Here is a 12,955-nt window from a genome sequence, read left to right as displayed (position 1 = left end):
TCATAACGTCGCAGTGCGTCAGTACATGTTGTCTTGCCGCTACCATCCATATCGTGTGTGTTTGTGGAGTGTGCGTACGCTACTAAGTTTGTAATCATTTTTACTTCCTCCTTTACACGCTATATAGAGGGGGAAGCGGGAAAAGGATACAAAAGTTTTGATGGATATGAAATTTTGTCAATAAGTAGGTAGATTATATTGTTATTTGGTATGATTTGAGTGTGGAACAAGTTGTTGTTCTTAGAAATTAAAATAGAATAAGGGGGGATATGGAACTTAAAATTTCTTATTACAAACTTAAAATGATTCTCGTAGTTGGATATTAGTGTGGGAAAATGTGTTGTGTAAAAGTAAAGTATGAACATATATATTACAATGCATCCCAGTTGCTTTAACTGACAGATGCGGAATAAAGTGAATAGATAAGGGGCTGTTGAATAGAAGGGGGAATTGGAATGCTTTATCTGAATTCAGATGGTTTTATGTTGAAACCATTTTTGGCCACTATTCAATGTGAACCGAATTGGCAATGGAAAAAACGTGATAAACCAATCCCTAATTATGACCTATTTTATGTGTGGGGTGGGGAGGGGACAGTAGTGCTTAATGGTAAGCCATACAATGTGAAAAAAGGGCATTGTTTTCTTTTTAAACCTGGCGATGAGACAACGGCCACGCATAATCCCCAGAATCCCCTCGTGTTAACTTATATTCATTTTGATGTAACGGAACCACTCCAATTGGTTCCTTCGGTACATCGGGTCTTCGAAAATTCGATTGGTTTTGAATCTCTTTTAACGCGATATGTTCGATTGTTTCTAGTGCAATCATTCGGAGCAGAAATTGAGGCTCAGCTAATCTTGAAGCAATTGATGATTCACTTACTAAGAGAAGAGCAAGAACGAGAAAAGAAAATGGCTAATACAAGTAATAAATTGGTAGAAACGGTTCAAGAAATCGCTAATTATATTCAACAAAATCCCGGACTTCTGCATACAATCGATAGCTTGGCACAACGTGCAAATCTATCTCCACGGTATTTTTCGCAGAAGTTTAAACAAGTCATCGGCCATACGGTCAAATCTTATATCGTATATTCTCGAATAAAGCGAGCTGAGCATTTATTGCATTCTACAGGAATCACAGTGACAGAAGTTGCTGATGTTTTAGGTTATACTAACATCCATTTTTTCAGTAGACAATTTAAAAAGTACACGGGAAAAAACCCCTCAGAAATTCGATAAGCATTTTGTTCTGAGCTAGACATCTACATGTCTGGCTTTTTTGTTCTTTTTGAACTTTATCGATGTACATAAAAGTGCAAATCTTTGATCAAAAGGTCTAAATAACTTCGATCTTCTGAGTGATAGTATTGAACAAAGAAAAGGAATTGATGGGAAGAGGGGGGGGCTAATACGACGAAAATAGCTAAAGTAAAAGTGGTGAATATGCGATCTTTTATTCGAGCATGATGCTAGTGGTATTGCAATGCAGGCGAACATATAAGGGGGACTATCTAGTATCGGTTTGACGCTAGTACGAACCACACTTGGAAGAATTTATGTGTTAAATAGTAAATGGTATCACTTATTTCTTGTCAAAGTTTCTGGATTCGGTCAGCTCAAAATAGGTTCGCAAGCTTATTGCTCCCTTGAAAGGATTAACAGATAGCTGAAGTGTTAACATAGTTACGTTTGAAATCCCGCATCACAACTAAATTAGAAGTAGTAAAAAAAGAGAGGGAGGGAATTTTAGATGGATAACTTATACTTATTAAATAGTGTTTGGATTATGTTGGGGGCTATTTTAGTCATTTTCATGCAAGGCGGATTTATATTATTGGAAGCTGGATCAACGAGAATGAAAAATGCTGGTCACATTGCCGGCAAGACTATATTTACATTTGGAATTGCCTCGCTTGTTTTTTGGGCAGTTGGCTACGGATTTATATTTGGTGAAAACGGGAATTTTTTCATTGGTTGGTCTGACTTTTTTTATTCCGGTTATGAAGTAGAAGGAAGTACTTATTCAACCGCTGTGTTCTTTGTATTCCAGCTTGCATTTGCAGGAATCTCATTAGCAGTTGCATTCGGAGGCTTTGCGGAGCGAGCTAAACTGACTGTTTACCTTGTTTTTGCCTTGCTGTTCTCAATTACTGTCTATCCGGTAGTTGCTCACTGGATCTGGGGTGGCGGCTGGTTGGCGGAGCATGGAAAACAGGATTTCGCAGGTTCAACAGTCGTTCATTTAACAGGAGCGATGGCAGCATTGGCGGCTACGATTTTATTGAAACCAAGAGTTGGAAAGTATAACGCAGATGGTAGTGCTAACAATTTAAGTGGACATAATCAGGTTTTCACTGCTTTAGGTGTCTTAATATTATGGGTAGGTTGGTTCGGTTTTAACGCAGGAAGTACATTGGGAGTAGAGAATGGATTCTTCGGATATATTGCCTTAAATACTAGTTTGGCAGCCGCAGCGGGAGCGATTAGTGCTTTGCTTATTTCGTGGGTCGTTTTCGGGAAATCTGATGTTCCGACAATGCTGAATGGGACGTTGGCCGGGCTCGTTGCGATTACTGCTTCATGTGCTTTTGTAGAGACTTGGGCGTCGGTGGTCATTGGTCTTATTGCGGGAATACTGGTATTTTACAGTGCTAGATTTTTTGAAAAACGCAAAATCGATGATCCAATTTACGTGCTTTCCGTTCATGGCGTTGCAGGCGTATGGGGGACTTTATCAACAGGCTTGTTTGCCACACCAGAATTGGCAACTGTAGGGCATGAGGGCCTGTTCTATGGCGGAGGATTTACTCAGCTTGGGGTACAGTTTATGGGCGTAACTATATCGGCCGCCTATGCATTTTCCGTATCCTTTGTAATTTTATATGTTATGAAAAAAGTGATGAAAGAACTAAGGGTGACGAAAGAACAAGAACTAGTTGGTTTGGATCTGAGTGAACATGGAAGCTACGGGTATCCTGAGGCATTATTCATTCAAGAGCAAGTTGACGAAATGGACACTGTATCACCATACGGAGTTGAATCCCCCCGTCCCTTAAAGGTTTAAAGGTGTAACACAATGATAGCAATCACCGTATATATTAGGTGTGCTTTTGGATCGCTTTGGAGTGAATGTCTTCTAGTACGATTATCGATATATCTTGATATGTAGGGATGCGACTTTATCGCATCTCTACACTTTTTTTCGGTAATCGTATGGTTGCCCTTTATCCGTCGCGCTCCAAATGCTTAAGTACACAGAGCACTTAAGATTTTTGGACGAAAGAATAGCTGGCTTCTTACCGGGAGAAAAGCCGCCAAAGATGCAGTTTTGGCGGTTGATGCTTTCTCTATGGTTTTTTTCTTTTTTATTTTAGAGAAGGTGTCACTTTCTAATAGGCAACAAAAGCTTAGATGCACAATCTTTACTAATAGTAAGCAAGGAACACATTGTACAACGTGCAAGAGTGCCCGAAATTGCATCTTCGGGCACTTACACTTTCTATAGAAAGTCATCTATTCTTTTCTTCCATAGTAACTGCATTTTTCATTTGAACATTGTAGGAACGCAACAGGCAACGATTCGTAACAGTATTACTGAAAAAAGTGTGGCTAGAAGTGACGGAGTCACTTCTAGCCACACTAGGACCCCACAGTAAATCTGTCATAAATAGTTAGTCGAAAGCGGTCCGAAAATAGTTCAGTGAAAATGGAAGTTATCAAACCCTTCTCTCCAGTATTTCAATCAAATATATTGTTAATCAACAGCCATGATGTACGGGAACTATATTGAATAAGCTAGTGAAGATATCATTTCTTATTGGCTGAATAATATGATATAATAAGAGTAACTTTGAAAGAGGAAGGACTGACGTGTGGACAATGAAGTACTAATCTATTGATTCCGGGAAACTTAATTTTTTATTCTAACGGAAAATAGGATTAGTCTGTCCACATTTAAATAAGTTCCTTCCTCTTTGCACGGACGAGAGGCTTTTTAGAGAACTTTGAATTTGGATGAATAATGACTAATCCTTCCGATTTTATGTCGGAGGGATTTTTGTGTTCCCTCCGCACTTGGAGGAATGGATATGCTTATTGGGACATTAAATCAGGTATCAGTTGCACATGGTGAAACGGTAATCCTTGATGGAGTATCAGCAGATATTCCAGTAGGGGCGTGCATTGCGGTTGTTGGAGCGAACGGCGCGGGGAAAACCACGCTGCTGACGCTATTGTCGGGAGAAATATCACCAACATCGGGTTCGATTAATTGGAATAGCAAGCCGCCATCCATCACTTACTTCAGGCAGGAGCAGGATGATGAAGGGGTAGCTGATTGGGAACGGTCGGAAACACATATGTACCGCCGAAAGTGGAAAGTACCGGAGCACGCTGAATATAGTTCTGCGAGTGGCGGGGAGCGGATGAAGATGAGGCTTTCATCTGCGCTTGCCGAGAAGAGTGGGCTTATTCTATTGGATGAACCGACGAATCACTTGGACAGTGACAGTCTGGAGGAATTAATCAAGATTATTAGTGAAGGTGATGCTACGTATTTTATCGTCTCTCACGATCGACATTTCATTGATCGCACAGCGGATTTCGTATTTGAAATTGAGTACGGTAAGCTAACAGTCTACAAAGGAAACTATACGGAATACCGGATGCTGAAGGATGTGAACCTGGAAGTCCAAGCGAAGCATTACAAAGAACAACAGCGGAAAATTGCAGAAGTGGAGGAACAGATTTCGGAGCTGGAGAACTGGTCTGCGAAGGCGCATGCAGAATCGACGAAAAAGGCTGGTGCAAAGGAATACTTCCGGATGAAAGCGAAAAAGCGCGATGTCCAGATCCGTTCGAAACGCAAACGACTAGAAGGGGAATTGGAGAAAGAACGTATTGAGAAGCCTGAAGCTGAAATTGGCGTATTCTTTGACGTTAAGGGGCGCAAGAAAAAAGGAAATAGAGTACTGGAGTTGAAAGACGTCAGAAAGTCATTCGGTGAGCATGAACTATTTGCTGGCGTCTCGTTTACGGTGCAGGCGGGTGAGCGGATTGGTCTTGTTGGTCCAAATGGTGCAGGGAAATCAACGCTTTTCCAGATGATTCTAGGGAAAGAGGGATTTCAAGGTGATGTTTGGACAACGAATGGAATGACGATTGGTTATTTGAGCCAGACGGCGCATGATTTTCCGAAGGATGTGACGATGGCGGATTATTTCCATGCCGATACATTTCGCGAACGGGGATTAATAAGAACCCATTTGACGAATCTTGGCTTTTCAAAAAAACATTGGGACCTTCCACTTTCAGCTCTCAGTATGGGAGAGCGTGTGAAGGTGAAACTGATGCAATTTATTCTAGAAGGAACGGACGTATTGCTCCTGGATGAACCGACAAATCATCTTGATTTGCCTTCAAGAGAAGAGCTTGAAAAGACGTTAGAGTCGTTTCCAGGAACACTTCTATTCGCTTCGCATGACCGTTATTTCACAGAGCGGATTGCGGATGGGGTGCTTCTATTTGAGCATGGAACAGTACGGAAAGTATCGCTGACATATACCGAATGGAAAGAGCGTAAAGCTACGGTGCTACCTGATAAAACGGCTGAAGAACGTTTGCGCCTTGAAACAGAGCTGCAGGCGGTGCTTGGGAAGTTGAGTATGTTGAAATTGGGGGATAAAGGGTATGCTGACCTCGATAAGGTTTATTGTGAGTTAAGTAGCCGACTAAGGGAAATGAAGCGAAAGTAACACCAGAAAACCCTCTACTAAAAAAGAGTCTTTATTTGTGGGAAATCTTATTTGGACACAAAGTTGTAGAACCCACTGGCGGTTAATTAGGTGTACGATTAAACAAAGTGGTCAATAAAGGAAGACCGAAGAATGGGGGACCATAGATGAAGACTATTACGATTGAAGAGATTGTTAAGAGCTTTTCATTAGAAGTGTTGAGCGGACACGATCAATTGCATCGTATTATAAAAAAATCCAAAGTACGTCGTCCGGGATTAGAGTTTATGGATAAATTTGATTTCATTGCAACAGAACATATTCAGATTCTAGGTAAAAACGAGGTTAATTACCTTCATATGCTGACGTTTGAGGAGTGCAAGTTACGAATTGCGAATATTGTTCAATATGCGCCTCCTTGTATCATTATTACATCCCAACAGGAAGAGCCACTAGGCCTTATTCAATACTGTACGGAAGAGCAAATCCCGGTATTACGCACGCGTGACTCCACGAGTGAACTGAGCGCGAAATTGGATGCGTATGTTGTGAAAGCAATGGCTCCAGAAATTGCAATACATGGAGTGTGTGTCAATGTTTCAGGGATGGGCATTCTCCTCCGCGGCAAGTCTGGTGTGGGGAAAAGTGAGACGGCTCATACATTGATTGGTCGGGGGCATCGACTTGTAGCAGATGATGTGGTGGTGTTGAAAAAACTTAGCCCTCAAACTTTGCTCGGCACGCACGATGAAAATAGCAAAGAATTTCTCGCGCTGCGCAGTATTGGTTTGTTAAACGTGGTTCGCCTTTATGGAAGAGCTGCTTTCCAGGATGAAACCCGGATTGCACTAGATATCGAATTGACCAAGTGGAAGGAAAATGACTTGAATAATGAGTTGGAGCAGGAAACGAAGTTTGTGGAATACATGGACGTTCAGATTCCGCATATCCAAATTCAACTTCAGCCGGGTCGTGATATTGCAGGTTTGATTGAAGCGGCGGCAAATAACTGGTATTTAAAACAGCAAGGTTATAGTGCTGTAGAGGAATTCATGAAACGGATTGAATCGGATACTCCGTAGTGTCGGGTGACTCTGCATGACGGAACTCGAAAAAACTGTCATAAACATTTCGCTGAAAGCGAGCCGGAAATGATCCTGTGACAACGGAGGTTATCAAGCACTTCTCTCCAGAATTTCAGGTGAATAAATGGTTAATCAACAGACGTGTAGTTTCATAATAATAAAGTGGAGATTAGACATGTACTTGAATGTCTAGTCTTTTTTGTTTTTGTATTCATTTGTATGAGTTATTGGCTGTTCTAATTTGCTTAGGTAATTTTTTGAAATTTTTCCAACGCAAATAGTGTCACATGCAGTTAAATGTTACCTGGAGCTGCGGAGATGGTGTGGAGGTGATTTACACAGATTGATATTAGTTAGAGTTCGGAGGGGTATCAGAGGGTTTACTGAAAGGTCGATTTTGCTGAGAAATCAGCTAATTCATCTCTATTAAGTACTTGAATAGTAGAAAGATGTGCATTAGAAATATAGTTAATGTTCTTAATTGAGGGATAAATTATTTTATCCTGCTTGTACATGGGGAAGAGGAGAGTAAGTAAGTCTGACTCGAGAATTGTCTTATTGAATGTATACATTGATAGGAGTGTTGTACACATCAATAGTAGTGTTGTATACGAATTTGTATACAAAAGTAAACAATAACGTATACAAGTAAACAAACGCGTACACATCCAGTGTATACATGGGTATACGGAATTGTGTACAAGATTACATGGATGTATACAATATTACATTTGTATGATAAATGCCTAAATGGCATTGACCAACCAGCAGAACTCCGATACGATTTTAGTAGAAAGATATAGTGATTGAAAGGATGATTATTTTGACAGAAGCACGTATTGCAGCAATAGACGTAGGAAATGATTCATTGAAAGCGATTTTCGGTAAGTTGGAAGCAGAGCTCAATATACCAAATGTAATTGCACAGGATGTTGCAGATCGTCCAATCATCGGTATTGAAGAACTAGACAACCAAGATCCTACTGATGGCATTCATATTCGTTTACACTCTCCAACATTAAAAGATAACAACGCTATTTATCGTGTTGGTAATTTAGCGACGAAAAGTGGTAGTTCAACTGAGCTAGACCAAGGAAGTAACAAGTCTGAGGAAGATCAAACCTTGGTGATGTTGTTTGCGGCACTGGCATTAGATGCAGCCCGTGACGAAAATAAAGGTATTTTTAAACGTAATAACAATGTAATTGAAGCTACGTATATACTTGGAACAGGACTTCCTCTAAGAGAAGTAAAAGAAGGGAAAGACGTGGGTTATCGTTCCCAATTGCTTAGCTCAGTTCACCAAGTAGAGTTTTTGGTTACACCTAAATATCAAGGTATAAAAGTAAACATTAAATTTGATGAAGTAAAGGTTTATCCGGAAGGCTTTGCTGCGTTTATCAACCTTGTAATGGATAATAATTTAAATATCATTAATAAAGAATTAATCGATAAACAAATCTTGATACAAGACATCGGTGGGTTATCAACGGATGTTGCAGTTATTAGAAATCGTAAAGTCGATGACGATAAGGCACAAGGCTTCAACTTAGGCGTGTCAGAGTCTCTTGATGCGATTCGGGAAGAAATTTATGCTAGACATGGCGTAGAGTTGGACAGTCGTTTAGATGTTGTGGATATTATTACGAAGAAAAATAACCGTAATCATATCATGGTAAAAGGAAGCCGGACAAGCGTGCATGATATTGTAGACCGGATTCTCTTGGATTTAGCGAAAAAGCAATACCGTCATTTACGGAATGTATGGCAAAGAAACTCGCAATCTGAGATTTGCTATTTCATCGGCGGAGGCTCTATCGTCCTTAAAGATTATCTTAAAACGCTAAATAATAGCTTAGATGGCTATAACATTGATTTCTTTGAGGATGAAAAAGAAAGCGTTTGGATGATGGCTAACGCTTATTACAAATTAATTTCAGATTTTGCTAGAAAAAGTCAAAAAGCAAAAAATAAAGAAGAAGAAAAGTTCGTTAAAACAAAGTAAGGTGATAAGTCATGAGTGAAACAGGATTGAAAAGGGGTCAGCCTATTACGTTTCGCCTTCCTTCCGATACATCTGACCATACCTTAAGGGAGTTACAAAAGTTAAAAGAAGTTGAAAGAAGAAACTTTTCCAGCAAAATTGCAGAGTTCGTGATAGAAGGCGTGAATGATTCTCTAGTAAAACATAGAGAGGCTATTACGATTGCGCTTCCAAAAGGTTTAACTAAAGCGCAACGCGATTGGTTGAAGCATGAACATTCTGAGGCGCTACTCGGAAGTATCGTATATCAGTTGATGTCCGATCCAATCCGCACATCGGCCCTCTTTGCATCACTTAATAGTAATGCAATAGATGTAGATGCAGCCTTATATCTTCAGGAAGAAACGGCTGCTGCGGAAGACCTGGAGACAGAAGATTTCTTGATAAACGCTGATACGGATGATGATCTGGATAACTTTGATTGGGAACAGTTAAAAGAGCCGGAAAACACGCCTGTAGAAGAAGAGGAAGATGATCCTTTAGGTGATTTTCTTGCTCAGATGAATAAATAATGTTGGGTGCCTGTACAGCAACCTGTCGTGAATGTTTACATGTTCATGATGGTTGCTGCGCAGGCATTTTTTTGCTGTAAAAGTGTACCAATTTGTCAAAAAAAGTAGTGAAAAAATAAAGTATTTACAAATAATTTACACGAATCACAATTTAAATTTACATAAGGCTCCTATACTAAAGTTGTAGTAAAGGAGGTGTACGGTTTGCTGAAATTACAAAATATTAGCAAGCTATTCGATGATAAGTTAGTTCTAGATGGCATAAATCTTGAGATTGAGCCAGGGGAGATTGTTTCACTACTAGGTCCGAGTGGTAGTGGTAAAACGACTTTATTACATATTATTTTAGGGTTAACGAGTATGGATCACGGAAAAATTATTTTTAATGATAGGGATTTGAGTAACGTAGCGATGAAGGATCGTGGATTTAATATCGTATTTCAAGATTATGCGCTTTTTCCTAATCTAAATGCATACGAAAATATTGTCTATGGTTTGAAAAATAACAAGGGGCTAGTATCTGAAGAGGAAATTCAAGAGTACATTGACTTTTTGGAATTAAAACCGCATTTAACAAAGAAAATCGGGGAATTATCGGGTGGTCAGAAACAGCGGGTATCTATTGCAAGAACGCTCGTCATGAAGCCGAAAATATTATTATTGGATGAACCGTTGAGTGCGTTAGACGGTGTCATAAAGGAATCGATTAAGCAGCGCATTAAATCCATAGCCAGAGAATTTAAGTTGACGACGATTATTGTGACGCATGACCCAGAAGAGGCATTAACGTTGTCGGACAAAGTTTTAATTATCAATGACGGTAGTATTTCTCAATTTGGTACGCCTACTGAAATTATCAACCAGCCTACTACTGATTTCGTAAAAGAGTTTATTCTAAAACAATTACAGATTAAGAGGCTAAACATCTATAACTTATTTGGTGAACACTATGCCTAATGTAAAACCGGCGATGCGCGTTATTTACATCCCAATCATCTTGTTATTCATCACATTTCTAGTAGTACCTCTTGGTATGTTGTTAGTTCGTTCTTTTGAAACAAGTGAGGGGTTCAATTTCTCGAATTACCTAACCGTTTTATCGGATAAAGAATTGCTAGAGTCCGTTGGTAACAGCGTTAAAGTTTCCGGCCTTGCTGCTGTGATTACAACGGTTTTGGCATTTATTCTGGCTTATGCCGTCAATTGTACAAGGATCTACAGGCCGTTAAAAAGTGCGATTAAAATAGGGATTCTTATTCCGATGTTGCTGCCTACCATTACATATGGATTTTCAATTATCTACTCATTTGGAAACCAAGGGTTAATTACCAAGATTGTCGGCCGAAACTTAGTTGATATTTACGGATTTAACGGTTTACTGATAGGCTATGTGATTTATACGTTACCAGCTGCCTTTCTTCTGATTAATAACGCCTTCAAGTATGTTGACAAGAAGTTTATCGTCGTTTCAAAGCTGATGGGTGACGGGGTGCTAAAGAGTTTTAAGAACACTATAGTCCGTCCATTAGTGGGGACTTTGGGTGGCGCTTTTGTACTTTCTTTCATTTTAAGCTTTACTGATTTCGGCATACCAGCTTCAATCGGTGGGACTTATTCTGTTGTAGCGACTCAGTTATACCAAGTTATGCTTGGTTCCATCCCAGATTTTAATAATGGTGCAGCTATAGCGGTTATCATGTTAATCCCGGCTGTGTTTGCTGTTTTACTTTTAAACTACCTCGAAAAACTTAATTTTCATTATGACAAGTTTACCGACACAGAGTTGGCTCCGCATAAGGGGAGGGACACAGGCTTTGGGATTATATCATTAGCCGTGTTACTAGCAATGCTTTCAGTGTTTGCTGTCATGTTCATTGCACCATTTGTAAACAGTTATCCTTATGATTTCACATTTACTTTTAAACATTTTATGGACACATTCCAATCGAATAATCTACTAACTGTCTATAAAAATTCATTGTTTGTTGCGCTATTGACGGCAGTGTTTGGTACGTTAGTCGCGTATTGTTCAGCAGTGTTAAATACTCGTACGACTGTGAAATGGAGATCATCTATTGATATCGTGTCGATGATGACCAATACGATACCAGGCATGGTGTTAGGTTTATCATATTTACTATTATTTAACGGTAGTAGTTTGAAAGGAACCTTTCTAATTATCGTTCTCTGTAACATTGTCCATTTCTTTACAACACCCTATTTAATGGCTAAAAACGCTTTATCCAAAATGAATCCGACTTGGGAAACGACTGGAGAGTTATTGGGGGATAGCTGGTTAAAAACCATCTATCGGGTAATTCTTCCAAACTCCGCATCGACGGTTATTGAAATGTTTAGCTATTACTTTATCAATGCCATGGTGACGATTAGCGGGATCATCTTTTTAGTCACAGCACAAACGTCATTGGTAGCTAACAAAATTAAAGAACTACAGCATTTCGGTAAATTCAATGAAGTATTCATTTTATCTCTACTCATCTTCTTTACAAATCTAGCCGTCAAGTTGCTTTGTGATCACTTTCAAAAAAGACCATTCAAACAATCATGAGGGGGATATTATAGTGAAAAAGATGAAGGTAATCGTATTGTCGCTAATTGCTTTAAGTTTAGTGTTTATATGGGCGGGGCGTAACAGTGGCAATGCCGATGAAGGACAGGTTGTTATTTATACAAATGGGGATGAAGCGGCCTCTGGGGCTATGGAAAATGCATTGAATGATGCGGGATATGAAGGGGAATATGTGCTTCAATCTTTAGGAACTTCCGAATTAGGCGGGAAACTGATGGCAGAGGGCGATAAAATCGAAGCAGATGTTGTGGCGATGAGTTCTTATTTCATCGAAAGTGCTCAAAAACAACATGCCATGTTTAAGGACTTAACGTTTAGTACAAATGCGTTAGAACAAAATTTGCCCTATTATGCACCGATTTTAGGCAATACAGGGTCCATTTTTGTTAATACAGAAGTATTCAAGCAAAAGGGTTTGGCGATGCCAACTTCCCTGAAAGATTTGGCGAAACCTGAGTTTAAGGGTTTGGTGTCGATTCCAAATATTATGGACTCTTCAACGGGTTGGTTGCTAGTCCAAGCGATTGTTAGCGAATATGGGGAACAAGATGGGAAAGCGGTTCTCCAAGATTTAATAGCCAATACGGGTCCACATCTTGAAAGTTCAGGTTCAGGTCCTATTAAGAAAGTCCAAGCTGGCGAAGTGGCTGCTGGTTTTGGTTTGCGTTACCAGGCAGTAATGGCTAAAGAATCGGGCTTACCGATTGAGTATGTCGATCCAATTGAAGGTAACTTTTCTCTTACAGAATCAATTGCGGTTGTGAATAAAGACGATGCAACAACAAGTTTAGCAATGGTCATGGCCGAAATAATTACGAAAAATGCTCGAAAAGAGTTGCTGACACATTATCCGGTTGCGCTTTACGAAGGTGAAAGAGTGATGGATGTGAACAAACCGGCTCATGCGATGCAATTTGAACAACCATTAACCGTTGAACTCTTACAGCAGCATCGAGAATTCTTTAAATCAGCTAATTAAAATTAGGG

General features: G+C 39.7%; 9 protein-coding genes. All 9 read left to right on the top strand.

What is annotated here, in order from left to right:
* The first annotated feature begins 455 nt into the window (after nucleotides 1-455).
* Nucleotides 456-1,244: an AraC family transcriptional regulator gene (locus tag FQ087_RS16995; protein WP_149581777.1), complete on the top strand. Its 789-nt coding sequence runs from the start codon at nucleotides 456-458 to the stop codon at nucleotides 1,242-1,244.
* 511 nt (nucleotides 1,245-1,755) lie between these two features.
* On the top strand, nucleotides 1,756-3,069 hold the full coding sequence (locus FQ087_RS16990; protein ID WP_149581776.1) for an ammonium transporter: 1,314 nt from the start codon (nucleotides 1,756-1,758) through the stop codon (nucleotides 3,067-3,069).
* Nucleotides 3,070-4,093: 1,024 nt separating this feature from the next.
* On the top strand, nucleotides 4,094-5,758 hold the full coding sequence (gene abc-f, locus FQ087_RS16985; protein WP_149581775.1) for a ribosomal protection-like ABC-F family protein: 1,665 nt from the start codon (nucleotides 4,094-4,096) through the stop codon (nucleotides 5,756-5,758).
* A gap of 146 nt (nucleotides 5,759-5,904) precedes the next feature.
* Nucleotides 5,905-6,819 carry an HPr(Ser) kinase/phosphatase gene (hprK, locus tag FQ087_RS16980; RefSeq protein WP_149581774.1) on the top strand — a complete coding sequence of 305 codons (915 nt, stop codon included), beginning with the start codon at nucleotides 5,905-5,907 and terminating at the stop codon, nucleotides 6,817-6,819.
* A gap of 826 nt (nucleotides 6,820-7,645) precedes the next feature.
* Nucleotides 7,646-8,827 (top strand): ParM/StbA family protein, encoded by a 1,182-nt coding sequence (locus FQ087_RS16975; RefSeq protein ID WP_149581773.1) that lies wholly within the window; start codon nucleotides 7,646-7,648, stop codon nucleotides 8,825-8,827.
* An 11-nt stretch (nucleotides 8,828-8,838) separates the two neighbouring features.
* Complete coding sequence (locus tag FQ087_RS16970; protein ID WP_149581772.1) at nucleotides 8,839-9,378, top strand: hypothetical protein; 540 nt, start codon at nucleotides 8,839-8,841, stop codon at nucleotides 9,376-9,378.
* Nucleotides 9,379-9,582: 204 nt separating this feature from the next.
* Nucleotides 9,583-10,335 carry an ABC transporter ATP-binding protein gene (locus FQ087_RS16965; protein ID WP_149581771.1) on the top strand — a complete coding sequence of 251 codons (753 nt, stop codon included), beginning with the start codon at nucleotides 9,583-9,585 and terminating at the stop codon, nucleotides 10,333-10,335.
* Nucleotides 10,328-11,947, top strand: a complete 1,620-nt coding sequence (locus tag FQ087_RS16960; protein WP_149581770.1) for an ABC transporter permease subunit — start codon at nucleotides 10,328-10,330, stop codon at nucleotides 11,945-11,947. The genes FQ087_RS16965 and FQ087_RS16960 overlap by 8 nt, the downstream gene beginning before the upstream one ends.
* Before the next feature lie 22 nt (nucleotides 11,948-11,969).
* Nucleotides 11,970-12,947 (top strand): extracellular solute-binding protein, encoded by a 978-nt coding sequence (locus tag FQ087_RS16955; RefSeq protein WP_223145614.1) that lies wholly within the window; start codon nucleotides 11,970-11,972, stop codon nucleotides 12,945-12,947.
* The last annotated feature ends 8 nt before the right edge of the window (nucleotides 12,948-12,955 follow it).

The organism is Sporosarcina sp. ANT_H38, assembly GCF_008369195.1.
Classification (GTDB): domain Bacteria; phylum Bacillota; class Bacilli; order Bacillales_A; family Planococcaceae; genus Sporosarcina.
This window is presented reverse-complemented; position numbering and strand designations above follow the sequence as displayed.

Bases quoted from the DNA above. Each gene is read 5' to 3' on its own strand.
- abc-f (WP_149581775.1), top strand. From the start codon at position 4,094: ATGCTTATTGGGACATTAAATCAGGTATCAGTTGCACATGGTGAAACG.
- FQ087_RS16995 (WP_149581777.1), top strand. From the start codon at position 456: ATGCTTTATCTGAATTCAGATGGTTTTATGTTGAAACCATTTTTGGCC.
- FQ087_RS16990 (WP_149581776.1), top strand. From the start codon at position 1,756: ATGGATAACTTATACTTATTAAATAGTGTTTGGATTATGTTGGGGGCT.
- FQ087_RS16960 (WP_149581770.1), top strand. From the start codon at position 10,328: ATGCCTAATGTAAAACCGGCGATGCGCGTTATTTACATCCCAATCATC.
- FQ087_RS16955 (WP_223145614.1), top strand. From the start codon at position 11,970: ATGAAGGTAATCGTATTGTCGCTAATTGCTTTAAGTTTAGTGTTTATA.
- FQ087_RS16970 (WP_149581772.1), top strand. From the start codon at position 8,839: ATGAGTGAAACAGGATTGAAAAGGGGTCAGCCTATTACGTTTCGCCTT.
- hprK (WP_149581774.1), top strand. From the start codon at position 5,905: ATGAAGACTATTACGATTGAAGAGATTGTTAAGAGCTTTTCATTAGAA.